Below are 24999 nucleotides of genomic sequence, written 5' to 3' on the forward strand. Positions count from 1 at the left end.
AACCCACAACACCCCCCCCAGACCGGTGTCAGTGTTGGGGGGGTGGGGGGGGGGGGAGAGGAGAGTGGGTTTTGGTTTCTGGTCCCCCCTCTTGGGGGTGCGGCACCGGAACCGGGGAGAGCTGCTTGCCTTTGGCTTACTTGCCCAGGACTTCGCTCGTGACGCGCTTGCCCATCTCAGCGATGCCATCGGTGACGGAGCGCTCGCCCACCATGATGAGATCGTGCTCCTGGTTGAGGATCTTGTCCGTGGCGGCAGACTTATCGCTGACAGGCATTTCCAATTCGGTGGTGTCCGGCGTGAAGGCCTTCTTGGAGAGCTCGTCGGTGGGCATGCCGTCCAGCTTGAAGTACTCAGCGGTGATGGAGTCATTCTGCAGGGCGGGGACGACGCCGATCTTGGAGATCGCCTTGGCACCTTGTTCTCCTGCTGCCCATTCGATGAACTTCTTGGCCTCATCGGAGTTGCTGGCGTTCTTGTTCACGGCGAAGGCGGTGGGCGAACCGAATGTGGTGACCTTGCCGTCGTCGTTCTTCTGGGGCATGGGAGCCAAGCCCCAGTTGACGGCTGTCTTGCCGTCCTTCTTGGCCTGCAGGATGCCTGCGGTGTACCAGGTGCCCATGGGCATCATGGCTGCCTGTCCGGTCTCGAACATGGTGCGGTAGCTGGTCTTCTGGCTCTTTGCCGTACCGAAGTCCAAGGTGGCGCCGACCTTCTGCAGGTCCAGTGCGGTGTTGTACTGGTCCTCCATGAAGCCGTAGTCTCCGCTGTTTTGGTCAGCACCGTTCTGGGCTGCTGCGATGGCTTGGACTACTGAACGCCAGATGTGGTGGTACGTGCCGTAGACCTTCTTGCCCCCGGCCTCGGTGGTGAGCTTCTTGGCGATCTCGGTGTACTTCTCCCAGGTCAGGTCCTTGGGCTCTTCGATGCCGGCTGCCTTGAACAGGTCCTTGTTGTAGTACAGGAGCCAGAAGTCCTGGCGGTAGGGGGCAGCGAAGTATTTGCCGTCCATGCTGAAGGCGTCAAGGCCGGCGAGGTTGTCCTTGCCCACCTTGTCCACCACACTGTTGATCTCCTGAAGCTGGCCGTTGTTGGCGTAGCGGGAGTAGTCAATGACGTTCTTCATGGTGAGCACGTCAGTGGTGTCGCCGCCGGCCAGCATGGTGGTGACTTTCTGGGGGTAGTCATCAGCCAGGATGTCCACGGGTTCGATGTCCACGGTGGGGTTGGCGGCCTCGTAGCCGTCAAAGAGGGCCTTGAACTCGGGCGTGCCCTCGTAGTTCCAGACTGAGACGGTGAGTTTGGTCTTCCCGTTGGCTGCCGGTTGTTCGGATGGACCGGCTGCGCCTGCGCAGCCGGTGAGTCCAAGCCCTGCAGTCACCGCAAGGGCGATAGCGGCGAGGGTTGTGCGCTTCATTGCGTTCTCCTTTAGTACTGGTTTTAAGTTTGCCGTAAGTGCGGCGTTTGTATCGAAGTGTTCTGCGGGCCTAGGCGCTGAGTCCGAGGTCCGCGTGGACTACTTGGGCCAGGAGGTCCTTGCCGGCGAGATACCGTTCAAGGTCATCCAAGGCGGCATCGGACATTCGCCGGGTTTCAGTCCCGAGCGAACCGGCGATGTGCGGGGTGATGATCACATTGGGGAGGTCATACAGGATGGATTCGGCTGGTAGCGGCTCGGGTTCGGTGACGTCCAGGAGTGCCGTGATCCGGCCGGTGGCGCACTCTTTTTCGAGGGCTGCCGTGTCAACCAGGGACCCGCGTGCAGTGTTGATGAGCGTCGCGTGGTCCTTCATGGCCTGGAGTTCCGCTGTGCTGATCATGTTGCGGGTTTCCGGCAGGGCGGGGGCGTGGATGGTGACAACATCGGATACCGGAAGCAGCTCCTCCAGCGGGACCAGCTTGCCACCGGCGGCCGCCACCTCCAGGGGATCGGCGTAGGGATCACTGACAAGGCAGGTGACGTCCTGGAGTTGCTGGACCAGTTGGACCACGCGGCGGCCGATCCGGGAGAACCCGATGACGCCGATGACCCTGCCGATGTTGCCCACTTCGCCACGCCCGCTGATGTAGCTCCAGTCCTCCCGGAACGTGCGGGCATCATTGGCCAGGACGTGCGCTTTCTTGCCTGCAAGGACGATGGACGCAAAGGTGAACTCGGCCACCGGGATGGCGTTGGCGTCGGCGCCGTTGGTGACGGTGATGCCACGGTCCCACAGTTCCTCGCTGACGAAGCTGCGCACTGTTCCTGCACAGTGGAAAACTGCCCTGAGCTTGGGCATGCGCTCCAGCCGTTCGGCATTGAGCCGCGGAACGCCCCAGCTGGTGAGGAGGATCTCCACCTCTTCCAAGCGGCCCGCGAGTTCGGGTGCGTCCAGGGAATCCGTCCAGGGCTGGTCACCGAGATCCACCAGTCCAGCCAGCCGCTCCAGTCGCGTGGAATCGAACTGGTCAGCAAAGGTTCCGCTATTCATGACCAGCAGTGCCTGGGGCTTGAGCGACATTGAGGGATCCTCCCTTCGGATTTTCTTTGGCCTGTTCGACCGTGATTTATGTGTTGCATCACATCTAATAATCAGTACATACTCATAAACAAGACAGTTCGTTCGACTCAATCGAGATTGATCTAAAACGTTCAGACTCGAACAAATGAGAGAAGAATCCCTATGGCAACCGGCACCGCCGCCGTCGAAGCGCCACTTCTTTATCCATTACAAAACGCATGGGGTCAGTTGGCCGCTGAACCCTCCCTGGTGGACTCGCTCCGCGGCTCCCGTGACAGGCTCACCATTCGTGAAGCGTCCGACGCCGGATGGCAGCCCGCTGCTGCCGGCTCCCTTTCCGAGCTGCGCGCCCAAGCGGAAACGGAGAAGGGGAGTCCCTGGCCGCAACCGCTGGTCTCGCACTATGCGCGCTACTTCCGCGACGGCAACCGCACAGCCTATGAGGGACTCGTGGCGGGCCGACAGCAGAGGCTGACGCGCGCCGTCGTGATGGCGGCGTTGACCGATCCCGATGCCCGGGACGGCTGGATTGATGAAGTGATCGACGGCGCGTACCTCCTGTGCGAGCAAAGTTCGTGGAGCTGGGCCGCGCACGACGACGTGTTCACCCGCGCCGGGGATGTGGTCCCGGACCGTACCCGCCCCTACCTGGATCTCGGCGCAGGGGAAGTGGTGGCACAGCTCGCCTGGTTGGACCATGTACTGGGCACCGCGCTGGACGAACGCGCCCCCGGACTGCGCTCGCGTATCCGCCTCGAGGCACAGGAACGTGTAATCCAGCCGTTCCTGTACCGGCTCGACTGGCACTGGCTGGGGCTGAACGGGGACGTCCACAACTGGAACCCGTGGATACACTCGAACATCATCGTGGCAGCGCTGTTGCTGGTGGACGATCCCGCGTTGCAGGCGAAGGTTGTTGCCCGCTGCATCGAGGGAGTCGACCGTTTCCTGGCCTCCATTCCGCCCGACGGTGCCATTGATGAGGGCTTCGCCTACTGGTGGAACGGGGCCGGGCGTGCGCTGGAAGGCCTGGCCCTGCTGGAGGAAGCAAGCGGAGGCGTGCTTAACCCGGACCTGCCCGTGATCCGTGCGCTTGTTGCCTTCCCGCATCGCATGCACCTTGGACACGGATGGTTCCTGAACGTCGCCGATGGTCCCGCCCGCGCCCATGAAGGGCTGCCATGGGACATGCTGCACCGCTGGGCTGTCCGGCTGGGGGATTCCGACGCCGTCGAGCTTGCCGCAACGTTTGCCGCCATCGAACCCGTACCCAACGCGGCAGCCGGTCTGGGCCGCGTCCTCACCCAACTGACCTCCCGCACCCAACTAGGTAGCAGATCAGGCCGTTCTGAGCCCTCAAAACGACCTGATCTGCGACCCAGTTGGGGGACGTACCTGCCATCGGTCCAGATCATGGTGGCACGGCAAAGTCCGGGGTCCACCGATGGGCTCACGCTCGCGGCCAAGGGCGGACACAACGGCGAGCACCACAACCACCGCGACGTCGGTTCCGTGGTGGTTGCAGTGGACGGGGTGCCGCTGTTGGTCGACGCCGGCCAGCCCACCTACACCGCGCAAACGTTCGGGCCTGATCGCTACCGGATCCGGGCCATGCAAAGTGCGTGGCACAACGTGCCTGCGCCGTTCGGACTGGAGCAGGGGACCGGGCGGTCGTTTGCGGCAACCGTTCTGCAGGAACCCACCGCCGAGGAACCGACCCTCGCCCTGGGACTCGGCGCTGCCTACGGCCTGGATCACGCCGAGCAATGGATCCGCACGTCCCTGATGAACCGGGAAAGTGGATCGGTGGTCATTGACGATCGCTGGAACCTGCCCGCACGCCCACCTGAGGGAACGCACGACGTCGACATCACCTACCTCGTCGCCGGAACCGTCCGCGTGGGAGAGGACGCGACGGCGACCATCACCACTGTCGGAATACCGACAGTCACCAGCCCCGTGGGACTGCACCTGCGCTGGAAGCCGGCGACCGCCGTCGTACTCGTGGACGAATGGCGCCTGGACGATCCGCTCCTCAGCGACGTTTGGGGCCACAAGCTCACCCGGCTCCGGTTCCGCATGCCCGAAGAATCCCGCGCTTCCGGCGCATTCACCCTCACAGTGGAGGCCACACATGACTAACGAATCCAGCCCAGAAGCCGGGAAGTCGTTGTTTTCCCTGCAACGGCGTGAGCGGCTCATGGAGGAGCTGCGGGCGCACGGGGCCATCACTGTCCGGGACATCGCCGCGAAGCTGGGCGTTAGCGAACTGACCATCCGTCGCGACGTGAACACTCTTGCGGACGAAGGATTGGTGTCCCGTGTGCACGGCGGCGCGACCCTCCCCAGCCCCCTGGACCGATCCGTGGCAGCGGGGAGGCCGTCGGCACACAGCTACTCCATCGGCATGGTGGTTCCGTCGTTGGATTACTACTGGCCGCAGGTCATTTCGGGGGCACGCGGCGAGGCTGAAGTGCAGAACCTTCGCATCCTGGTCCGGGGCTCCGCCTACGATGCCGCCGATAACCGCCGCCAGGTCCAGGCGCTGCTTGATACCCAGAACATTGATGGCCTGATTGTCGCGCCGGATATGGGTGGAGCGCACGGCAAGGAGCTGCTTCGTTGGCTCAACGCCCTGCCCATTCCCGTGATCATGGCCGAACGCCGGGCACCGTTGGAAATCCCGTCGCACAAGCTCGAGTGGGTGGCTACGGATCACTCGTTCGGCGCCGGAATGGCCGTGCGGCATCTCTGGCAGGAGGGGCACCGGATGATCGGATGCCTCACCGATTCCACCAGTCCCACCAGTCCGCACGTGGTCCGGGGCTGGAAGCAGGCCATGGCCGCACTGAAGATCCCACTGGAAAAATCCATCCATGAGGACTCGGTCAAGCTGGACAACGGGGACCGCGCCAAGCACTTTGACCACGTCCTGGACCTCTGCCGTTCTTCGGGGACTACGGCCATGCTGGTGCACTCCGACACACAGGCCGTGGCGTTCGTGCAGCACTGTGTGGACCGCGGGGTTGACGTCCCCGGCAGCATGGCGATTGTGGGATACGACGACGAAGTTGCCTACCTCGCCGAGCCCGCGATTTCCGCCGTTCGGCCGCCCAAGAGCTACGTCGGCAAAGTGGCGGTGCAGCTTATGGCCGCCCGCCTGGCCGAAGGAAGGATGCGCCCTGTGCACCGTATAGACCTGAACCCTGAACTCATTGTGCGGGAGTCCTCTGTTGGGGCGCCACGTGGGTTTGCCGGAGTGCTGCTGGAGGACTCGCTCTGATGCTCTTGCCGCCCTTGGACCACCAACTGTCCCCGCATACCGGCCTCACCCGCGAGCACTGGACTGCGTACGCGGATCACCTCCTGCGTTCGGCCCATCACTTTGGGACAGAGGACCACGCCAACATCCACTTGCCCGGAGCCAACAGCCGATACGGCCCGCGGAGTGATTCGCTGGAAGCATTCGCCCGGACCTTCCTGCTGGCCTCCTTCAGGATTGCCGGCGACCCCGCTTCCACCGGCTGGATCGCGGAGTGGTACGCCGCCGGCCTCGATGCCGGAACCAACCCGGCCAATCCTGACCGGTGGCCGACGCCGGGTGAGCTGGGGCAGGCGAAGGTTGAGGCGGCGTCGTTGGCTGTTGGTTTGGCGCTGACCCGCGACGTCCTGTGGGACAAGCTCCCCGAACGCGTCCAGGGTCAACTCATCGCCTGGTTCGAGACCGTGATCGGGGAGGAGTATCCGCCCATCAACTGGGTGTGGTTCCAGATTGTGGTGGAGACCTTCCTCGCCTCAGTTGGGGGCCGGTATTCGGACGAGGACATCGACGCCGGGCTCGCCATCCACGACTCGCTGTACCGGGGCGGGGGTTGGTTCGCCGACGGACCGGAGCGTGCCTACGACCACTACGTGGGCTGGGCCTTCCAGGTGTATCCGCAGCTGTGGGCCATGATGGCGCCCTCCGATCCGCGGGTGGCTGCGCGCAAGACGGTCGACGGCGACCGGTTGGCTGATTTCCTGGACGACGCCGCCTTCCTTGTTGGCGCGAATGGGGCCCCGCTCATCCAAGGCCGCAGCCTGATCTACCGGTTCGCGGCCGCCGCTCCGTTCTGGGTGGGGGAGTTGTCCGGGCACACGCGGCTTTCGCCTGGTGTGGCGCGCCGGGCAGCCTCCGGGATGCTGGATTACTTTACCCGGCACGGCTCCATCACTCCGGAGGGCCTCCTGTCCATCGGCTGGCACGGCGAATTCGCTGGAATGAAGCAGGCCTACTCCGGCGCGGGGTCTCCGTACTGGGCCGCGAAGGGCATGTTGGGCCTGGCGTTGCCTGCGGACCACCGGGTGTGGACCTCGGTTGAGGAACCCCTGCCCGTAGAGATCGCGGACACGCAGCGCCTGATCGCGGCCCCAGGGTGGCAGGTTGACGGGACCCGGGCCGATGGCGTGGTCCGGATCCGGAACCATGCCACGGATCATGCTGTTGTTGGCGCTGTGGTGGCTGATTCCCCGCTGTATGCACGGATCGGATACTCGACGCACACGTTCCCGGACCTCACTCCGGAATCCGTGGACAACGCAGTAACTTTCGTTGACTCCGCCGGCCGGCTGACGCATCGGACAGGGTTCGAGCACCTTGGCTCGTTCTCCGAGCACGGCATCCAGGTGGGCGCTTCCCGGTTCACTGCCCACTGGATCGAACCGGATCCCGACGCCGGTCCGGATCACGGCAGCGGTGTGGCCGGCATTGCAACGCAGGGGCCGTCCGTCACGGTGCTTTCCGCGACGCGTGGGGCCGTTGAGTTGCGGCTGGTAAGTGTTTCAGGTGCTGGTGCTGGTGCTTCGGGGCCTGCGGTGCGGATCGGTGGCTGGCCTGTTGATGCTGCGTCTTCGGAGGTCAGCACTGTCCTGGCCGTGCCGGGCTTCGGCCTGCCGTTGGATGCTGCCGGGACGTTGGTCCGCTCCGATGCCCACCCCATGGGGTCCGAACTCACCATTCCGTGGGTGGGCACCTCGGGCACCGCGCACGACGGCGACTACGCCGCCGTCGTGGTCCTCGCCGGTGATGGAGGTGCCGCGCCGGAAGCAGGGGTCACGTTTGTTGCCGGGGAAGGGCCGGGCGAGGGACGCTTCGTGTTCCCGGATGGTGCTTCCGTGGACCTCGGGCGACTCGCTCGGGGTCCTGAGCCCATTTCGATGCGTAGCTGCCCGTAAGACGGCTCCTACCATCTAACGAGCAGCAAGCCATCGAATCGGCGGGGCCCACCCCTGCAGTAGGCTCGCGGGATGAACCAAACCGACGAGCGCGCACGATTCCTGGCCGCCTACGATGAGAACCTTCGCACCGACGCCGAGACCCCCAGCGCCCTCAAGGTCACCCTGCACGGCCCTTTGCGTTTGGTGACGTTCATGAAGGGGCGGGGTTTCGTCACGTACAAGGACCTGGGTGATGCGGACGCGTCCACCGTCAGGCAGCTCGTGGCTGAGGCTGTGGAGCATTTTCGTGCAGATCCTGAGATCACCAGGGTGGAATGGAAATCCCGCGGCCACGACCACGCGCCGGGTTTGCACGAAGCCCTCATCGAGAACGGCTTCACCAAGGATCATCCCGAGTCGATCATGATCGGCGAAGCGAAAGCATTGAGCACGGATGTGCCAATTCCCGGCGGCGTAACCCTGCGGCAAGTCACTGACGAAGCCGATGTCAGAGCCATGGGCGCCATGCAGGATGAGGTCTTCGGGGAGCCGGTCTCAGACGAGATGGCCGAGGCCTTGCTGCGAAGGCTGTCGCTCGGCGATGGCATGCAATTGTGGGTGGCCGAAGCTGACGGCAGGATTGTCAGCGCTGGACGATTGGAACCCGTGCCCGGGACTATCTTCGCCGGGATTTGGGGCGGTGCCACGAGGGAAGAATGGCGTGGCCGGGGGATTTACCGGGCATTGACGGCCCGGCGGGCCCAGGCCGCGCTCGAAATGGGCAAGACGCTCATCCACAGCGATTCCACCGAGTTCTCGCGGTCAATCCTGGAACGCTCGGGGTTGCTCAAGGTCTCAACCACTACGCCATACCGCTGGGTGCGTGACTGACCGCTTTAAGCCGCTTGGGCCCCCTCCCGCGTTCAGCAAGAGGGGGCCCGAACCGGTGCGGAGGGCTCTACGAACGAGTCGCGAAGTAGCTCACGCACTGCCCTTGGTTGGTGAACACGGGCTGCGGGCTTGTCTTCCAGCCCTCGCTCTTGCACGCGTCCTTCCCCGTGGACACCGTCACCCGATATTCCTTAGCGGTGCCGTCCGGCGCGGTCACGGTGACTATCGCCGTCGGGCTCCCAGCCGTGGGCTGCTGGACGGTCACCTTGGCGTTCGTGTCCAGGGGGTAGCCGACGACGGCGGGAGTGGCCGACGTCGCCAGCACCCGGTAGTCGGTGGTTCCGGGAGCGAAGCCGACAACGGAGGCCTGGTTGACCAGGAGCCGGCCGAGGTCGGCCAGTCCGGCGTCAGCCAGCCGTGATCCGGCGATAGCCACCTCAGCGATCTTCGTGTACGAGCCCGTGGTCACGAACGAAACCCTGATCCCGCGGGTGGTTACGGGGTCGAAGCGGACCGTCGCGGGGGAGGAAACAGAGAGTCCAGTGATTGTTCCAGCCGAGGTGTCCTTCCAGGCTCCGGAAGCATCCAGGTACTGGACCTTGAGGCTCGCCGCCGCCTTCTCCGCGGAGGTCACAGTCACCGAGGAAACAGTGTAGTCGCGGCCGAAGGAGTAGCTCAGGCTGTCACTGGCCCGGCCGCCACTGACCCAGTTGGACCAGCGGGTGGAGGCGTTGGCATCGCAGGTGTTCTTGGCAATGTAGGAGCCCTCGGTGTAGCTCGCCGTGACAGTTGTGGTGGGATCGTCCTTGCAAATGTTGCTGCTCGGAACCCGGTCCACTACCAGCACTGTGAGGCTCGCCGGCAGTGAGCCCGCATTACCCGGAACCGTCTCTGAACCAACAGTTTGCAGCGCCGACTCGGACAAAGACGCAAAGTCCCACGTGACCGGGAGCGGATTACGGGCCGGGCCGTCACCGATCTGTCCGGGGACGGAGGTTGGCGCAGCAGCCTGGACTTCAGCCAAAGTAGAACCAGCACCCACGGTCACCGAGGCCGGATCTGTGGCCACGTACTGGCCGACGGTCACCGTCAGGAGGGCATCACTGAACGCTTGCCCGTAGGGATCGACGCCCGAACCGCGGAGCGTCACCTTCCCTTCCTTCTGCCAGACAGCCGGATCAACGGTGGACCAGTTAACGGCCAGGGGCTTGCCCGGACCTGCCTCGTAGAGCGGAGTGACTGTGCTGGGCAGGGTAGGTGCCACGCCGGTGAGCGTGCTCAGTTCAACGGGCGAGACTCCCAGGAGCTTCAGATCCGCAATGTCTGTAAAGGCCCACGCTTGATGCGGGTTGGCCGTAGCCGTGGGCGTGGTTCCGGTGGAGGAAGCCAGCGCTACGGACGTGCCGGCGGCAGTTTGGTTGCCCGAAACCTGCAGGGCAATCGCGGCCCCGGCGTTCACCAAGGACCACTGCTTGCCGTTCTCGGTAGTCACAATCCACTGTGCAGAAGGAGTGGCTTTGGCCTGATCCAACGTCAGGGAAGCGAGGGAAGCCGCACCGCTCTGGCTGCCGTTCAGTACACCCCCGTTGCCGGTGAGCACTTTGCCGTCCTTAGTGGTCAGAACCCAACGGCGGTCGTTCGCGAAGTCACCAGCACCTACCGCGTTGAACGTCCACATCTGGGGCGCGACACCAGCAGCGTCCGCGCCCACGTCCTCAATCGAGGCGGTTCCATCCGCACGCCCCGTCAGGTACTTGCCGCTCGCCTCACCGCTGAGGTGGTAGCTGTGGCCGTCCTGCACAGGTGCGGCGTCGTCCGAAACTCCGCTGACGCCGTCGACGACGAACGTCACCACGGATGCTGCAGGAACCTCAAGCGTGGCGGACTTCGCCGCGGCATCAACTGCCACAGGCGCGCCCTGCACGAGGGCATTCTTCTCAATATCATCCAGCGGCGACTTGGTAGTGACCACGGGTGTGACCTTGGCGCCGGGCGCGATGTGGCCGAAGCGGCTGAGGTCCAGGGTGACCTTTTCCGGCGTCGGGGTGTCGTTGAAGTGGACCAGCGTGGCGCCATTCCCGTCGGCGCGGAGGGCGCTGGCGGTCTTGGCGTTGTCGTTCGGGATGAGGAAGTCGCCGGGCCGGATGTACTGCGTGAAGTTACGGGTGGTGTTGTACTTCTGGTTGGTCAGGACCTTGCATTTGGCTTGTTCCTGAGGCGCGCCGTCGTTGATACGGCGGTTGGAGAAGCCTTCGCGGCCCTCGTAATTGCAGTCAAAGTCCACGTAGATGGAGCCCCAGCCTTTGTCGGCCTTCTCCTGCTTGTACGTGTCCTCCACAGGCTGCCAGAACACCCAGGCGTTGGGGTCCAGTTCGCGGAGATCGTTGACCATGCGGCCTGCGATGCCCAGGCCGTTGGTGATGTTGGAGCGGTCCCAGCCGCTGGTGGAATCGCCGAGGGCAGGGTTGCCCGTCCAGAATCCGCCCACTTCGCTCATCCACAGGGGCTTGTCCGTGGAGCCGGCCAGGTCGCGGACCCGCCGTCGATCGTTGGTGCCGTAGGTGTGGACGTTCAGCTGGGAGACCGCATCCTTGGCTTCCTGGCTGTAGCCGTTCCAGTTGGTCATGAACTTGCTGGGATCGGTCTCGTCCATCGCGGAAATCACGGCGTCGGTTGTGCCCTTAGCCAGTTCGCCGGCCAGGAGTTTGGTCACGCGGTCCTGGGCGGCCGGGTAAATCAGCGCGCCCTCCTGCTTTTGGGTGTACGTGGTGGGCGGCTTGCCGGTGGCGGCGTTGATGTCCGTGCCCCAGTAGCCCGAGTTCGGCTCATTGAACGGATCGATGGTGTCCACCGTGATGCCACTTCCCTTTTCGAGAAGTTCGACGGCGTGCCTCATGTACGCGGCAAACTTGGCTTCCGCTTCGGGCAGGAGGTTTTCGCCCTTGGCGGTGTTCACTTGGCCGGACACGTATCCGCTCTTCGTCATGAACCAGGGCGGGGAGTTGCTGAAAGCTTCCCAGCGGGTGATCTGCTGGTCCGCGGCGAGGCGCTCCACCCACCAGCGCTGGTTCTGGTCGGCGTCGGGGTTGTAGGACGCGGGGTCCTCCGGGTCCCACTCGTTCAGGAACGCGAGCTTGTTGGCCTGCGTCTTGTCCACGCTTCCATCCGGGTTGTAAAGGTTCGACGCCGGCTGGCCGGGTTGGGCTTCAGCGACAGGCTTCCACCATCCCTCCACAGCGCTGCCATCATTGAGGTAGTCAGCGACGTCCGAGGCGTTGCCGCCACCGACGTTGTAGCGGGCGATGTTGAGGTTCAGCCCGTCCTCCCCGAAGACCTTCTGGTACAGCTCCTCACGCAGCTCCGGGGAGTATCCCGCCGTCGCATTCGCGAACCAGACCAGGCTGGTGCCCCAGCCCTCGAAGGCTTCGCCCCGGCTGGCCGGGTTGGGAGTGATGGTGACGGCGGTTGCGTCGTCTGCGTGTGCTTGCTGTGCCGTTGCGGGCATGAGTGCAAGGCTGGCGGCTGCTGTTACGGCGGCAGCGAGCACTGCCACGGGCCTTCGGATTCTTCGAGCGGTAAACGCCATGGGTGAACCTCATCGTCGGGGTGTCATTGGGTGCTTGCCCGGCATCCGGAAAGGCCTGGCAAGCCGACACTATGAGGCTCCTGAAGTGGCAACAAGGGACTCGAACATGCTCGTTCGCAGTCAGTCGGAAGTGGTCACCTGCATTCAAGCAACGCGGGGTCACTTATGGCCCCTTTGAAGCGCTGAAAGGGGCGCATAAGTGACCCCGCGTTGCTTTTGTTGCGCTTGGACTGGCCGTGCTGCTTGTATAGATGTATACAAGTACACTCTGTGGTTGGCAGGACAGCATCACATGGCAGAACACACACGGAACACAGGGGCGCACGTTGCCTACGCCGAAGTGAAACGACGGATCCTGAGCCTGGAACTCAAGCCGGGGGAGCGTCTTTACGAACCAGCGATGGCGGCGGATTTGCAGGTCAGCCGCACGCCGCTCCGCGAGGCTATACGGCGGCTGATTTCGGAGAGTTTGCTCGAGCAGCAGCCCACCGGCGGGGTGGTAGTTCCCGCCCTGGATGAGAAAGTGATTTCAGAGCTGTACGATGTCCGCGCTGCCCTGGAATCCTTGATGGCACGGGAGGCTTGCGCCAACGCGAGCGCGGCGGATCTTGAGGAGCTCAGAGGCATCGTAGCCCGGAACGCTGCGATGGTTGAGTTCCCCGATGAAGCGATGAAGTACGGCGTTGCACTGCACGCCGCAATCGCCAAGATCGCCGGAAACTCCTGGGCACAGCGTTTCCATGAGCAGATCGCCAGCCAGGTTGAGCGGTACCGGTACTTCACCAACAACGCCCCTGAGCGTCGGGATGAAGCACTTGCCAATCACCGGCTCTTGGTCGAAGCCATTGCGTCCAAAGATGCGGAGAAGGCAGCCAAAGTGGCTTTTTATCACGTAATCGGCGCCCGTGATGAGACCTTGCGAGTCATCTCAAGTACCGGCCTCGTGGTCGAATGATCGGGGAACTCGGACGGCGTTCGTCCACCGCACTGCTGATCCACTCGGCCCTGATCCAGGCTGTCACTTTCCTGGTCCGCCCCGCCACCACGTACCGGGCACTCGAATTGGACGTTCCGGGGTTCGCCCTTGGCCTTCTTGCCGCCAGCTATGCCGTGTTTCCATTGCTGCTCGCCCTGCCCATCGGTGGACTGGTGGACCGCCTCGGTGAGCGCAGGCTCATGGCGATCGGGGCCGCCGTCGTGCTGGGTTGTTCCGCGTTCCTGTTGTTGTGGGGAACCTCAGTTCCCGCGCTGGTGGCCGGGACTGCGCTGCTGGGTGCGGGTCAGTTGGCGTGTGTGGTGGGGCAGCAGGCCGTGGTCGCGAACAATGCGGCAGCGTCCCGGCTGGATTCCGCTTTTGGGTATCTGACCTTTGCCGCGTCCTTGGGACAGGCATTGGGACCGTTGGCCATTTCCTTGGTGGGCGGTGCTGCGGTGCGCCCAAATACGCAGGCCATCTTCCTGCTCGCCACGGCCATGAGCCTGGTGCTGTTCCTGGCCACGTTCGTGATTTCCTCGAAGGTCAGCCGGGGTAGTCGCGCCGCCAAGGGAGGACCGAAGGGAAGCGCGGCTGCACTCCTCAGGACACCCGGGGTGGTGCGTGCCTTGGCAACCAGCGCCACCGTCCTGGCCGTGGTGGACCTGACTGTTGTCTACGTGCCTGCACTGGGCGCTGAACGTGGGCTGACCGCGGCAACCGTTGGCCTCATGCTGACCGTTCGGGCGCTGTTTTCCATGCTGTCCAGGCTCGGACTCGGCAGTGTGTCCCGCCGCTTGGGTCGCATGAAGCTCCTCATCATCAGCCTCGCCATTTCTACAGTGTCGCTCGGTGTGGCAGCCATCCCCATGCCGGAGTGGTTGCTCTTTGTCGTCATGGCATTCCTCGGTCTGGGCCTTGGAATCGGCCAGCCGCTCACCATGTCCTGGCTCTCCGCCCAGGCCCCGGAAGGCCAACGCGGGCGTGCGCTGGCCCTGCGGCTGGCCGGAAACAGGGTGGGCCAGGTGGTCCTGCCGAGCGTCATCGGAGTAGTTGCCGTGGGTCTTGGGGCGGCGGGCGTGTTCCTGGCGTCGGCGGTTGCCGTGGGTGGAACCATGTTGTTGCTGCGCGGGGTTCGGCTGGACGACTAGCTGTCCCAACGCGGGGGTGACTGCATCCACCCTGGATTGACGCAATTCCCTCTTGCTGCACGTAATCGGCAAATCAACACAGGAGTGCCGTTTTCGCGTCATGTTCCTAGGCCCCTTCACACTGCTGGTTAAGCGGAAAGTGAGGGGATTTTTCAGTGGAGAAAAGCACTGTTTTCAAGACGCTGGACCCGGACGCACTACCGGTGCGTTGCTTCAGGGCCTGGGAGTACTTTCTGCCGGGTGACGAAGTCGAAGTGCAGTTGGGCCCAGAAGTCTCTCACGCTGGGCGGATTGAAGATGTCATGCCCGACGGCAGTGGAATCTGGGTGTACCTCAATGGCGTTGGAAGACGATTATTCGGCGTTGAGGACGACGTGCAGATTACTAACATCAGATTGCCCCGAACTGCCATGACTGTGTTTGGGAACGGGGCAACAGGCAAAGACGGGGAGTCGGCGTGAAAGCACATCTTGCGGTAGTAGCTGGAGCATCACTTATGGGTGCTGCCTTCGCCATCATTATTAATCCTGTGGTCGGAGTGACAATGGGTGTCTCGATCCTGGCTGGTGGGCTGCATGACCTGAAACGACGACGGCGCGGGGTGTCCAGTCCTGTCGTCAGAGTCCGTTAGAAACCAGTCCATGGCGAACCCAACTGACTGGCACTAGTGGTTGTTCCCAGCGCTGGGAAAGACCACTAGTGCGAGCTAGTTGCGCTCCCTACTCCGTGAACAGCGCCGCCAGGTCGTCCGCCGTCAATGAGCCACCGGCCAGGGCGTCGCCTTCCATCACATCCGCGAACAGCTGTGACTTCTTGGCCTTCAACGCCATGACCTTCTCTTCGATGGTGTCTTTCGCCACCAACCGGTAGACCATCACGTTCCTGGCTTGCCCGATCCGGTGCGTGCGGTCCACAGCCTGTGCTTCGGATGCAGGGTTCCACCAAGGATCGAGCAGGAACACGTAGTCGGCCTCAGTCAGGTTGAGCCCGAAGCCACCGGCCTTCAGCGAAATCAGGAACACCGGAGCCGAACCGTTTTTGAACTCGCTCACTACGTCGCCGCGGTTCCGGGTGCTGCCATCGAGGTAGCAGTACTCCACGCCCTCTTCGTCCAGCCGCTCGCGGACCTTCCCAAGGAATCCCGTGAATTGGCTGAAGATCAGTGTCCGGTGGCCCTCGGAAATGACGTCCTCCAAGTGCTCGAACAAAACATCGAGCTTTGAGGAGCGCACTCCGGACAGCGAGGAATCCACCAACGACGCATCCAAGCTCAACTGCCGCAACAACGTCAGGGATTGGAAGATCGTGAACCGGTTCTTGTTCACGTCGTCGATCAGCCCCAGGATTTTCTGCCGTTCGCGTTGCAGGTGCGTCTGGTAGACCTTCTGGTGCCGCGGGTTCAGGACGACTTCCAGGATCTGCTCCTGCTTGGGCGGCAGGTCTTTGATGACCTGCTCTTTGGTGCGGCGCATCATGAGCGGACGTACACGACGCCGGAGCTTGCCCAGCTGCGCCGAGTCACCGTTCTTTTCAACCGGCTTTTGGTAGTTCTCCGCGAACCGTTTAGGGCTCGGGAACAGTCCCGGCGCCACAATGGAGGTCAGCGCCCAGAACTCCATGAGGTTGTTCTCCAGCGGCGTGCCCGTGATGGCCAGCTTGAATCGGGCCGGCAGCTTGCGCGCGCACTGGTACGCCTTGGACTGGTGGTTTTTGACGAACTGGGCTTCATCCAGCATCAGCCCAGCCCACTGGAAGGAGGCGTAGGCATCGTAATCAATGCGGAACAGTGCGTAGGAAGTGATGACGACGTCGGCACCCGCCAACGCTTCGGACGGCGCCAGGCCGCTCTTGGCAAAGGTTTCACCGACGGTCCGCACCACGAGGCCCGGAGCAAAGCGCTGCGCTTCGGCAGCCCAGTTACTCACCACGCTGGTGGGCGCGACCACCAGGAAAGGAGCACGGGGAGTTACCTCCGAAGAGCCGCCCTGGGCGGCCGCAGCAGTCGAGGCCGCCAGATCCTTTGCCGCACAAATCAGCGCAATCGCCTGCACGGTCTTACCCAGGCCCATATCGTCAGCGAGTACGCCGCCGAGGCTGTGCTTGTACAGGAAGCTGAGCCAGTTGAAACCCTCGAGCTGATACGGACGCAGCTCAGCGTTAAGTCCCGCCGGCAACGGAAGTCCGGTCACGCCGTCGTCGAGCAGTCCACCCACGGCTTCACGCCAGGCGGCGGCCTGCTCGTCCACGATTCCGAGCTGCGCCAGCTCGTCCCAGAGCCCGGCTTGGAAGCGGCTGATCTGCAGGGTGCCGTCCTTGTTGTCCGGGTTGTCCTGCAGGGATCGGGCTTCGTCGATCAGGGCGCGGAGCTGGTGAAGTTCCGGCAGGTCCAGCGAGAAGTACGCGCCGCTGGGCAACAGCATGCGGCTCATTCCGGCGGCAAGCGCGGAGAACACGGCTGCGAAGGACACCGGTTCGCCTTCGAGTGTGATCACGATTCCGAGGTCGAACCAGTCGCCACTGGCCGTTTCCTTGGTGGAAATGGAAACCACGGGAGCTTCGGCAGCTTCCCGGTAATCAGCGATGTCGCCCGAGGTTTCCACCACGACGTCGGGCAGGTCCTTCAGGGCCGGCAGTACCTCTTCGGTGAAGGCCAGGGTGTCCAATCCACTGAGCTCGGCGGAGGCGGCGATGCGGGGCGCACCCCAGCCGCCCGTGGCCGATTCAGCCAACGCCGGAACCACGTCCCACGGCCGCCCGATTGATTCAAGGATCCGTGCTTCTTCAAGGTCGTCGCGGTAGCCGCGATCATCCGGGTGCCGCCACAACGGCTGCGCGGTGACCAGTGTTCCGGACTTGTAATGCCACTCCCAGTGCAGCCGGACCTTGTGGTCGTTGCCGTAGTTGGCCAGCAGGGACAACGTGGGGACAGCCAGGGTGGGCAGCTCAACGGACTCGTCTGCGGCCTGCACCGGCGTCGACTGCCGCAGCTTCGGGTAGAACGAGGTCAGGAACCGGCTCTCGTCCTCGGCCGGAATCTGAAGCGTTTGGCCGTCCATGACGAACTCCAGCAACTCATCGCTGATGCCGCCCTCAATCGGCGCAAGCGTGATGAGGTTCTTTTGCGGGGGCACGCCCGGGAGGGTTTCCCCGGAATGTGTGAAGAAAACTCCATTGGCCGGCTTGCCCAGGAAGCCCACGGATCCCGGATCCACAGGCTCCCCGGCCACGGTGACCGACGGCGCCAGCTGCAGTCCGCCGTCGGGCCCTTCCGGTGTGGTGTCCGAACCAGCGTCCAGACGCGCCAAGCTGAGTCCGACGACGGCGGGTTGCGATTCAACGCGGACAGGCTCGCTACCAGCGGAGTGAACGAGTGGGATGCCGGCTTTGGTGGCGTCGGCCAGGAGTGTCCAGAGGTTCCTGGCCGCGAAGTCGTTCAGGCTCAACCACATGGCACCGGACGGTTGCTGGCGTCCGTTGCTGGAACCGTGCGCGGCGAGGAAAGTCTGAAGCCACTCGACGTGAATCTCGTTGAATTCACGCCGGAAGCTGACATAGCTCAGGTTGTTCCAGGAAACGTCGCCGCGGATCCACTTTCCCTTGGCGCCCATCATGACCGGGCGGGCCTTGAGCTGGCGGACGCTGCGCATGGGGTCGCGGCGGCCTGTGTAGGAGAAGTGGGCCGCCGGCTCTTCCACCTCAAACTGAAGCGCCAGCTGGATGCCCGCAGCGCTGGGAGCCGTGCCGGGCTTGGTGATCAACCTGTTGAGGGCTTGTTCCCACGCAGGGCGTGCCAACCCGCCCTGTTGGCCTGAGCCCACCCGTGAGGTCTGAATTCCGGGAGCCTGTGACAGGAGTTGCGCGCGAATGGTGGGGTGGTCTTCGGCAGTGAAGAGCAGCGCGGCCACGTGTTTGCAGTCCTTGCGGACCGGGCAGCTGCAGATACCCACCGTGCAGCTCCAGCCGCTGGGCTTACGGACCAGTTTTGCCGACGTTGAATACGGCTGCGGACCGGTGCCCCGGACCTTGCCCATCAGGAGGCCCGTGGCCGCGTCGAAAGAAATACCGTTCACGCGGCTGCCCATGGCATAAGCCAGTCCGGCCGCGAGCGAGCGGTCCGTGATGGCAGGAGTCTGAATGGCCAGTTCCCAGTTTTCGTCTGTGTGGGACGGCATGCGTCGGGCTACTTTCGGCAGGAGGATATCTGTTCAATCTTAGTCAGCAGAAAACGGCTCCCAAACTTCGCCCTCCGTTAACCTCATCCTCGATTGCCGCGCCGCTCCCGCGCGTACGTTGAAAGTGTCCGGAGCACCATCAGCTTTCAGCAGTGAGGATTTCCCATGACTACCAACGAGTACCCCGTCGTCCTGAACAAGACCAGCTTCGAAGCCGGCAGTGTGGATGTAGTGGATTCCAACGTCAACGTCGTGAACGAGATGTACGCGGAGCTCCTCAACAGTGACGAAATCGCGCCCGCTGCCCTCAACAGCTACTTTGTGGACTTCTACCTGACCCAGGCGTTGGCCGGCGGCTTTGCCCAGTACGTTTTCACCGCACCTGAGCGTGAAGAAGTGGACGCCTATGTACAAGCAGGCCTTGAAGCTATGGGGGCTACGCGGCATCTTGACCTCTTCAACCGGACCGCCGCCGCGTTTGATGCCTTGACTGAGGACGAAGCCGAGGCCTACCTCGACGGCGAGCTGGACGAGTCCGAAACCCCTCCTGCCGCTGTTGGTACCTTGGACGAGCTCGACGGCGAGTTTGAGGCACTGCTCGAAGAAGAGGACATCACCGAACTCAACGGCGCCTACCTCCGCGATCAGTCAGAACTGCTGGTTCTTTCGGATGAAGAAATCGAAGCGCACATCGCCGAGCGCGTCGCCCGGATTCCGGATCTCGCCGAGCGCCAGGCCGAAGCCGACGAAGAAGCCCTCGCCAACGCACCCGAGTTCGAGGTCATCATCCGCGAACTCTGCGATGTGGCCGGGTACGCCTTGGAGAAAATCACCATGGGCGATCCCAACTACGAGCACGACGGCGTGAAGACCCTCGCCTGGCACTTCTCCACCGACCACGGCGACTACCTCATGATCGAGGACGACGACGAGGCCTTCATGATCCACCCGGAGACCAAGGAAATCATCGCGGCCGTGGAGTTCGAAGAGTCCGAGGAATTCGCCGACATCTAAGCCCGTTCGTTGAGATCGCCGGAACGCTGCGGAATCGCCGTAGCGTTCCGGTGGTTTCGACGCGTTTCCGGCGATTTGGGTGCCGGCCGTGAGTAGGCTCGTTATGGCGCTCAGCAGCAGCGATGCCCGGATCCAGCGTTTGTGCCAACGCGTTTTAGTAGGCCGTGCTTGCCGCTATTTCCGGCACGGCCAAGGTTGCCGACCTGTCCCTGCACGAGCCGGACATCGAGCACCTGGTCCGGCAGCTGTATGGGCGTGCACGGCGGTAGCTGGCTGCTCCGAGCGCGAGTTCGCTGGAAACCTGCGAGTTCGCCCGGAACCTTTCGGCGATGCGGCAGGTTTCCAGCGAACTCGAGCGCGCTAGCGGTTCTGATCCAAGGCCTTGGCGAGGTACCCCAGCAACTCGTCGTCGACGTCGTCCATTGACTTCAGGCGTACGCGGCGGTCGAAGTAATCACCTTCGCGTACTTTCACGGCTTCGAGCCTGCCCTCGGCCGGGGCGTCCAAGCGCAGGGCGACATCAACAGTGGTGTTGTTGGTCCGGGTGACTTGGGCGAACTTCCGCCGGAGGCTGTGGAGGGATACATAGCCTTTGCGCATCTGGATCTCAACGCCATCGGTCTCGGCGGACCAAGCCAACAAGGCGTCCGCTATGGGGCGCAGTTGGGGATGGTTGTCGTATTGGCCGCCGATGAGCTCGTCGGCGTCCCGGAGCATGAACTCGGGGTAGCCGAACATCTCCCACGAGACCGCGTATTGTGCGTAGCCCGTGATGCCGTGTTCGTCGCGCATCCAGTCGCGGAGCCCGGCGTCGTTCTTCAAGCCTTTGGCCCGCCCCTCCGCAGCCCACCAATGCACGTCGTGGCCGGACTTGCGCAGAAGCAACGCTTGGTTGCTTTCCACCATGGTTTGCCAGGTCTTGGCTGCAGTTTTGAAGTCGGAAGTGTCGCCCATATCCCGATCGTAGCCCGGCCGTTGCTCCTGACTTCGCTGGAAGCGTGCGCCGTCGTGGGGAACTTTCCGGCGTATTCGCAGCGTTTCCGGGGGCTCGGCGCTCGGGTTTCCACATAGCGCGGCGCACCCCTTCATGTGCTGGGTGGTGGGTCGGCATGCTGAGACGATGGAGCCAACGCCACTCGTCGAGGAGGGCTAACGGTTCATCCGGATCGAATGGAAGGACCTTTTTCGAGAACGCGCTTTCAAGGAGCGCATCCTGCGGGCGTTCAGGTGACTGGTTGCGCCAGAGTTCGCCGGAACCCTGCATGCTCGCACGGAACCTTTAGGCGATCCGGCAGGCTTCCAGCGATCTCAGCGGCAGGCCTCAGTAGCCCGAGCCTGCAGCGCCCTTGATCATCTCCCCGTTGGGGCTCACCAGGTACCACACGCCGCCAACGCCCTGGCCCGTGACGTCGCCGGGAGCTTTGTCCTTGGCGTAGTAATACAGGGGCATTCCTGTGAGGGTGACCTGCTTCTTGCCATCCGCTGTAGCAATGGTTCCTACGGTTCCAGTAACGCCTTCAACGCTGGGAGCGTCCGACGTCGTGGTGAAAACAGGCCAAGAGTCCAGACAGGCGTCCACGCAAGCGCTGCTTCCCGAGTCCTTGACGTCCTTGGTGAAGACGTAGAGACTCATGCCCTTGCTGTCCACAACGATCTGTCCGGCGCTGGAGGACGAAACCTTCAACTCGGCACCATCTGTCGTGTTGCTAGCCGGGGCACTGGGGATCGCTGCTGAAGAGGAAGCAACCGCAGGCGGAGGTGCGGACGTGGTGGTGCTTCCCGGACTTCCGCCACACCCGGCAAGAGCGGCGGTCAGGATCAACGCACCGAATCCAAAACTGAGGCGTTTCTTCATGTCTAGCTCCTTTGACGAGCCGGCCGGATGGACCGGCGCTAACCCCTACGACGCCGGTGGGGGAAGAATGGTTCACGGGGCTGAACCTTTTCCGTACACGCGTCGTCGTATAGGCGAAGGGACAACTAGGCGAAGGGACAACTAGGCGAAGGGACAACGGAGCGGGGGAGGTGGCCATGCCATTGGACGAAGACGTGGTGGCAGCGATCTACCGCGACCATGGCACGGCCCTGAAGCGTTTTGTCCTCAGCTGCACGTCGGACGCCCACCAAGCTGACGACGTCGTTCAGGAAACCATCCTCAAAGTGTGGCAGCACGCCCCGCAGATCACGGGAAGCCTGCGCAGCTACCTCTTCCGGACGGCCCGCAACGTCATTATCGACAACTACAGGAAAGCCCAACGCCGCCCTGCCGAAGCCGGGGAGCAAGACCTCCCGGACCACGCGGCCACCGAACGCGTGGACGAGCTCCTGAACCGGGTCCTCATGGAGGAGGCATTGCTCCGGCTGAGTCACGAACATCGGCAAGTCTTAGTTGCCCTTCATTACCAAAGGTTCACCGTCAGCGAGGCAGCACTGCAACTGAATATCCCGGCGGGAACCGTGAAATCCCGGGCTTTCTACGCCGTGAAGGCCCTCCGAACGATCCTTGATGAGTTGGGGGTGGAACGATGAACGGCAACTCCGTCCACCAGTTGCTGGGCGCTTATCTGCTGGGTGGGCTCGAACCCGAGGAAGCACGCACGTTTGAAGACCACCTCGGCGCCTGTGCCCAATGCCGCCACGAGTTGGAGGAGCTGGACAGCCTGCCCGCTTTGCTCGACGCCGTTCCCCGGGCTGACGCCGTCGCCCTCACGGTCGCTGGTGGCATGAATGCACTCTCGCCTTTGGATCCTGTTGCGCTTCCGGAGAAGGTCTTGGTGGACTTGTCGGTCCGCAGGAGGAAATCACGACGACGGTGGGCGGCGTTAGTGGGCGCGGTTGCCGCTGCTTGCCTTGCCGTTGGTTTCCTTGCCGGGCCGCTGCTGAACCAACCCCCGAAACCGGACGCAAGCTATTCGGTTCAGTCAGAGACCGGATTGCAGCTGACAGTGGGCATGGTGAAAAAGAACTGGGGCACGGAGCTCGCCGTGGAGGGCCGGTCCATGCCCCTGGAAGGCACCCTCTATCTGTGGGTGAAAGGCCGGGACGGTGCCGAAGAACGCACGTGCGGGTGGACGGCCACCCAGAGCGGCCGGATCAAGATCACCGGTGCCACTCCGGTGCAGTTGGCTGGCATCGCCGGCGTTGAGCTCCGCGACGAAGCCGAGAAAACGGTAGCCTCAATTTCGGTGCCGTAAACCTTAGAGGTCCCTGGCCTCGGTGCCCTGGGCTCGCAATTCCGCGACCAAGGCCTGGTCCTCGCAAGCCCTGGCGAACGCCTCGATGCGACGCTCGATCTCCCGGCCCAGGAGCCAGCTTCCGATCCTCTCTGCCAACGGCTTCAGCAGAGCCGGCCGGCAGGAAAAGGTGTACTTCCAGACTGCCCGGGTGCCGCCGTCGTCCGGCGTGAACCGCCACCCGCCACCGAAGTTCTCAAAGAACCACGGCCCGGACACCATGGTCATACCCACGTTTCTTGGAGGCGTGTAGGACACGTACTCGCTGACCATCTTCAAACCCATGCGGGAGACAGTCCGCGTTCTGACGCCCTTGCCGGCCGCCTTTGCCCCATCCAGGAAGGCTTGCGCAGAGATGAACGGATCCCATTTGAGCCTGAACTCACCCGTGGTCTGGGAGAGAGCGAACGCGGTCTCGGGATCCAGCCGGATCAGCCGCTCGGCGCGTACCTGCGGCATTAGGACCCCTGTCCTGCGCCGAGTACCAGGAACACCATAAAGGCAACACCAAAAACGTTGACCGCCATGATCGCCAACCCGATAATTCCCGTGATGCGGCCCGCATTCATGCGACCTGCCCGGAATACGGCGAGCAATCCACTGACCACAGCCACAATTGCCAGCAGGACCGCGACCCCAGCCAGGATCAGCGCGCCCACCCACCAAGCGTCGTTGCCCTGGTTGTAGCGGCTTATCGACGAGGCGACGGCGGCAATGCCCAGGGGAATGCTGACTACGGCCGCGATTGGGGAAAGGACTGCGGTCACGATGCTTGTGATGCCGGCGCCCAGGCCCCGATTGCCGGAGCGTTGTGGTTGCTGGTAGTAGTCGATCGGTGGCTGATAGCTCATGGTTCCCCCAAAGTTCCTTGGCTAAAGCTTGCGGTACGTGAGGTCAAAGATCATGCGCCCGGCTTCGTGGGCCTTGTTCTCAAAGCTTGTCCGGATTCGGCCATCGAACCGGGGAGCCCAGCCGCCTTCTTGGTCCACACCTTCGTTGGGGCCGGTGTGCTCAGTGCTGACCGGCGCCCGGCCTTCCCTGACGGGCGCGCCGCCCACAACGGACTCGACGCCGGACTGCCACACTTGCGTCAGCGGGCTCTCCTCGCCGCTGCGCTCGCCTTCGTGCATGTTCTCGAACTCTGTGGACTCCGACAGGACTTCGCGGACGTGCACCGCATAGTTGGACCAGTCAGTGGCGATTCGCCAGTAGCCACCCTTTTCCAGTGCCTTGGCAGCTACCGAAGCGAAGGCCGGCTGGATGAGGCGACGCTTGTGGTGCCGGGCCTTGTGCCAGGGATCCGGGAAGAACACCCAAAGCTCGCTGACCGACCCCTCGGGGAGCATCGACTCGAGGACCTCGGGGGCGTTGGCTTCCACCACCCGAACGTTGGTCAGGCCGCGGCTGTTGATCTTGATGATGGTGTTGGCCAAACCTGGCGTGTAGACCTCCACCGCGAGGAAGTCCTTGTCCGGGTTTTGCTCCGCGGCATGAACCACGGCGTCGCCCAACCCGGAGCCGATCTCGACGATCAGCGGTGCCTTGCGCCCAAACACGGCCTCGGCATCGAACGTGTAGTCCGGGTGCACGGAAGTGTTGGCAACATGCCGGGGCACCTGGATGGCCCAGCGCTCGGCGTGCTCTTCCCATGCGGTCTGCCTGCGTCCCTGCAGTCGGGTGCCACGGCGCACGAAACTGACCGGGCGGCCACCGTATGTGCCGAAGGAGGCCTGGCTGCCGGGCGTGACTGGTCGCGGGGAGTCTGGGGTTTCACTCATCCTTTCCAGAATACTGTGGTTCGGTGGGGTGGTTCGGCCCGGTTGGGGACTTGGGCCGGGAACGTTTAAGGGTGGGCATTAACCGCGAAGCAACATCAAGAGCAACACCAGCCCCTCGAGTCCTGCAATGCCAAGCCCGAAGATTCCAAACATCCACGCGATGGTCCGCTGCCCATCGGCATCGCGGTGTTTGGCCAGCCTGAGACAAATCAGACCACAGACCACCGCCGCGAGCCAGCAACCTCCTGTGGGGACCAAGAGAATGGTTTGCGCAGCAACTGCGTACGAGGGGGACTCGGCGCCGAACATGAAGAACATCCCCACAGGGAAGACGATCATGAAGACGATGGGCACGCCCATGGCCAGTGCCAGGCTCCAGATACCGGAACGCAGACCTGGAAGCCGTGCAGTTGGACACCATGATCCGGGCAATTCCACTTTGTTGGGCTTTGAGAAGCGAGGTGCACGTTCGGGCTCTTTATCCATGCCCTCAACGCTATGGAT

The 24999-nt window shown here is 63.3% G+C and carries 19 protein-coding genes; 9 read left to right on the forward strand and 10 right to left on the reverse strand.

Features of this window, described 5'->3' with window-relative positions; translation table 11 throughout:
* Positions 1–136: 136 nt before the first annotated feature.
* Both ACLRGI_RS12225 and ACLRGI_RS12230 read right to left on the reverse strand, forming a co-directional pair.
* The gene (locus tag ACLRGI_RS12225) at positions 137–1417 is read right to left on the reverse strand and encodes an ABC transporter substrate-binding protein (protein WP_419201915.1); all 1281 of its coding nucleotides are present in this window, start codon (positions 1415–1417) and stop codon (positions 137–139) included.
* Between the two features lie 70 nt (positions 1418–1487).
* Positions 1488–2501 carry a hydroxyacid dehydrogenase gene (locus ACLRGI_RS12230; protein ID WP_419201916.1) on the reverse strand — a complete coding sequence of 338 codons (1014 nt, stop codon included), beginning with the start codon at positions 2499–2501 and terminating at the stop codon, positions 1488–1490.
* 162 nt (positions 2502–2663) lie between these two features.
* On the opposite strand from ACLRGI_RS12230, the gene ACLRGI_RS12235 reads away from it, so the two are divergent.
* From ACLRGI_RS12235 to ACLRGI_RS12250, 4 genes are all read left to right on the forward strand, one after another.
* Positions 2664–4643: a heparinase II/III domain-containing protein gene (locus ACLRGI_RS12235; protein ID WP_419201917.1), complete on the forward strand. Its 1980-nt coding sequence runs from the start codon at positions 2664–2666 to the stop codon at positions 4641–4643.
* On the forward strand, positions 4636–5784 hold the full coding sequence (locus ACLRGI_RS12240) for a LacI family DNA-binding transcriptional regulator (protein WP_419201918.1): 1149 nt from the start codon (positions 4636–4638) through the stop codon (positions 5782–5784). Before ACLRGI_RS12235 ends, ACLRGI_RS12240 begins: the two co-directional genes overlap by 8 nt.
* Positions 5784–7715, forward strand: a complete 1932-nt coding sequence (locus ACLRGI_RS12245; protein ID WP_419201919.1) for a DUF2264 domain-containing protein — start codon at positions 5784–5786, stop codon at positions 7713–7715. The genes ACLRGI_RS12240 and ACLRGI_RS12245 overlap by 1 nt, the downstream gene beginning before the upstream one ends.
* A gap of 72 nt (positions 7716–7787) precedes the next feature.
* The gene (locus ACLRGI_RS12250) at positions 7788–8588 is read left to right on the forward strand and encodes a GNAT family N-acetyltransferase (protein WP_419201920.1); all 801 of its coding nucleotides are present in this window, start codon (positions 7788–7790) and stop codon (positions 8586–8588) included.
* 67 nt (positions 8589–8655) lie between these two features.
* Here the strand turns inward: ACLRGI_RS12250 and ACLRGI_RS12255 are convergent, their stop codons facing one another.
* Positions 8656–12174: a discoidin domain-containing protein gene (locus tag ACLRGI_RS12255; RefSeq protein ID WP_419201921.1), complete on the reverse strand. Its 3519-nt coding sequence runs from the start codon at positions 12172–12174 to the stop codon at positions 8656–8658.
* Positions 12175–12466: 292 nt separating this feature from the next.
* On the opposite strand from ACLRGI_RS12255, the gene ACLRGI_RS12260 reads away from it, so the two are divergent.
* On the forward strand, positions 12467–13129 hold the full coding sequence (locus ACLRGI_RS12260) for a GntR family transcriptional regulator (RefSeq protein WP_419201922.1): 663 nt from the start codon (positions 12467–12469) through the stop codon (positions 13127–13129).
* On the forward strand, positions 13126–14298 hold the full coding sequence (locus ACLRGI_RS12265) for an MFS transporter (RefSeq protein ID WP_419201923.1): 1173 nt from the start codon (positions 13126–13128) through the stop codon (positions 14296–14298). Before ACLRGI_RS12260 ends, ACLRGI_RS12265 begins: the two co-directional genes overlap by 4 nt.
* 719 nt (positions 14299–15017) lie before the next feature.
* On the opposite strand, the gene ACLRGI_RS12270 is transcribed toward ACLRGI_RS12265, so the two are convergent.
* Positions 15018–18470 carry a DEAD/DEAH box helicase gene (locus tag ACLRGI_RS12270; protein WP_419201924.1) on the reverse strand — a complete coding sequence of 1151 codons (3453 nt, stop codon included), beginning with the start codon at positions 18468–18470 and terminating at the stop codon, positions 15018–15020.
* A gap of 165 nt (positions 18471–18635) precedes the next feature.
* On the opposite strand from ACLRGI_RS12270, the gene ACLRGI_RS12275 reads away from it, so the two are divergent.
* Entirely contained in the window at positions 18636–19484 is an 849-nt protein-coding gene (locus ACLRGI_RS12275) for a DMP19 family protein (RefSeq protein WP_419201925.1), read from the forward strand.
* 360 nt (positions 19485–19844) lie between these two features.
* Here ACLRGI_RS12275 and ACLRGI_RS12280 read toward each other — a convergent pair whose 3' ends face one another.
* Both ACLRGI_RS12280 and ACLRGI_RS12285 read right to left on the reverse strand, forming a co-directional pair.
* Positions 19845–20438, reverse strand: coding sequence for a DUF5655 domain-containing protein (locus tag ACLRGI_RS12280; RefSeq protein ID WP_419201926.1), 594 nt, complete (start codon positions 20436–20438; stop codon positions 19845–19847).
* Positions 20439–20805: 367 nt separating this feature from the next.
* Positions 20806–21339 (reverse strand): COG4315 family predicted lipoprotein, encoded by a 534-nt coding sequence (locus ACLRGI_RS12285; RefSeq protein ID WP_419201927.1) that lies wholly within the window; start codon positions 21337–21339, stop codon positions 20806–20808.
* A 176-nt stretch (positions 21340–21515) separates the two neighbouring features.
* Between ACLRGI_RS12285 and ACLRGI_RS12290 the strand changes: the two genes are divergently transcribed.
* Positions 21516–22013 (forward strand): sigma-70 family RNA polymerase sigma factor, encoded by a 498-nt coding sequence (locus ACLRGI_RS12290; RefSeq protein ID WP_419201928.1) that lies wholly within the window; start codon positions 21516–21518, stop codon positions 22011–22013.
* Positions 22010–22678 carry an anti-sigma factor family protein gene (locus ACLRGI_RS12295; protein ID WP_419201929.1) on the forward strand — a complete coding sequence of 223 codons (669 nt, stop codon included), beginning with the start codon at positions 22010–22012 and terminating at the stop codon, positions 22676–22678. Before ACLRGI_RS12290 ends, ACLRGI_RS12295 begins: the two co-directional genes overlap by 4 nt.
* Positions 22679–22681: 3 nt before the next feature.
* Here ACLRGI_RS12295 and ACLRGI_RS12300 read toward each other — a convergent pair whose 3' ends face one another.
* The 4 genes from ACLRGI_RS12300 to ACLRGI_RS12315 all read right to left on the reverse strand — a co-directional run bounded on the left by ACLRGI_RS12300 (position 22682) and on the right by ACLRGI_RS12315 (position 24981).
* A complete protein-coding gene (locus tag ACLRGI_RS12300; protein WP_419201930.1) occupies positions 22682–23176 on the reverse strand; it encodes a type II toxin-antitoxin system RatA family toxin in 495 nt (164 codons plus the stop codon).
* On the reverse strand, positions 23176–23568 hold the full coding sequence (locus ACLRGI_RS12305; protein ID WP_419201931.1) for a hypothetical protein: 393 nt from the start codon (positions 23566–23568) through the stop codon (positions 23176–23178). Before ACLRGI_RS12305 ends, ACLRGI_RS12300 begins: the two co-directional genes overlap by 1 nt.
* Before the next feature lie 21 nt (positions 23569–23589).
* Positions 23590–24495: a tRNA (guanosine(46)-N7)-methyltransferase TrmB gene (gene trmB, locus ACLRGI_RS12310; RefSeq protein WP_419201932.1), complete on the reverse strand. Its 906-nt coding sequence runs from the start codon at positions 24493–24495 to the stop codon at positions 23590–23592.
* Positions 24496–24573: 78 nt separating this feature from the next.
* Entirely contained in the window at positions 24574–24981 is a 408-nt protein-coding gene (locus ACLRGI_RS12315) for a hypothetical protein (protein ID WP_419201933.1), read from the reverse strand.
* Positions 24982–24999 lie beyond the last annotated feature (18 nt).

Source organism: Paenarthrobacter sp. PPS72 (genome assembly GCF_048537125.1).
Lineage (GTDB): Bacteria > Actinomycetota > Actinomycetes > Actinomycetales > Micrococcaceae > Arthrobacter > Arthrobacter nitroguajacolicus_E.

Excerpts from the sequence above, each read along its gene's own strand:
- ACLRGI_RS12225 (WP_419201915.1), bottom strand. The coding sequence starts at position 1,417 with ATGAAGCGCACAACCCTCGCCGCTATCGCCCTTGCGGTGACTGCAGGG.
- ACLRGI_RS12245 (WP_419201919.1), top strand. The coding sequence starts at position 5,784 with ATGCTCTTGCCGCCCTTGGACCACCAACTGTCCCCGCATACCGGCCTC.
- ACLRGI_RS12295 (WP_419201929.1), top strand. The coding sequence starts at position 22,010 with ATGAACGGCAACTCCGTCCACCAGTTGCTGGGCGCTTATCTGCTGGGT.
- ACLRGI_RS12290 (WP_419201928.1), top strand. The coding sequence starts at position 21,516 with ATGCCATTGGACGAAGACGTGGTGGCAGCGATCTACCGCGACCATGGC.
- ACLRGI_RS12285 (WP_419201927.1), bottom strand. The coding sequence starts at position 21,339 with ATGAAGAAACGCCTCAGTTTTGGATTCGGTGCGTTGATCCTGACCGCC.
- ACLRGI_RS12240 (WP_419201918.1), top strand. The coding sequence starts at position 4,636 with ATGACTAACGAATCCAGCCCAGAAGCCGGGAAGTCGTTGTTTTCCCTG.
- trmB (WP_419201932.1), bottom strand. The coding sequence starts at position 24,495 with ATGAGTGAAACCCCAGACTCCCCGCGACCAGTCACGCCCGGCAGCCAG.
- ACLRGI_RS12265 (WP_419201923.1), top strand. The coding sequence starts at position 13,126 with ATGATCGGGGAACTCGGACGGCGTTCGTCCACCGCACTGCTGATCCAC.
- ACLRGI_RS12255 (WP_419201921.1), bottom strand. The coding sequence starts at position 12,174 with ATGGCGTTTACCGCTCGAAGAATCCGAAGGCCCGTGGCAGTGCTCGCT.
- ACLRGI_RS12300 (WP_419201930.1), bottom strand. The coding sequence starts at position 23,176 with ATGCCGCAGGTACGCGCCGAGCGGCTGATCCGGCTGGATCCCGAGACC.
- ACLRGI_RS12260 (WP_419201922.1), top strand. The coding sequence starts at position 12,467 with ATGGCAGAACACACACGGAACACAGGGGCGCACGTTGCCTACGCCGAA.
- ACLRGI_RS12305 (WP_419201931.1), bottom strand. The coding sequence starts at position 23,568 with ATGAGCTATCAGCCACCGATCGACTACTACCAGCAACCACAACGCTCC.
- ACLRGI_RS12275 (WP_419201925.1), top strand. The coding sequence starts at position 18,636 with ATGACTACCAACGAGTACCCCGTCGTCCTGAACAAGACCAGCTTCGAA.
- ACLRGI_RS12230 (WP_419201916.1), bottom strand. The coding sequence starts at position 2,501 with ATGTCGCTCAAGCCCCAGGCACTGCTGGTCATGAATAGCGGAACCTTT.
- ACLRGI_RS12235 (WP_419201917.1), top strand. The coding sequence starts at position 2,664 with ATGGCAACCGGCACCGCCGCCGTCGAAGCGCCACTTCTTTATCCATTA.
- ACLRGI_RS12250 (WP_419201920.1), top strand. The coding sequence starts at position 7,788 with ATGAACCAAACCGACGAGCGCGCACGATTCCTGGCCGCCTACGATGAG.
- ACLRGI_RS12270 (WP_419201924.1), bottom strand. The coding sequence starts at position 18,470 with ATGCCGTCCCACACAGACGAAAACTGGGAACTGGCCATTCAGACTCCT.
- ACLRGI_RS12315 (WP_419201933.1), bottom strand. The coding sequence starts at position 24,981 with ATGGATAAAGAGCCCGAACGTGCACCTCGCTTCTCAAAGCCCAACAAA.
- ACLRGI_RS12280 (WP_419201926.1), bottom strand. The coding sequence starts at position 20,438 with ATGGGCGACACTTCCGACTTCAAAACTGCAGCCAAGACCTGGCAAACC.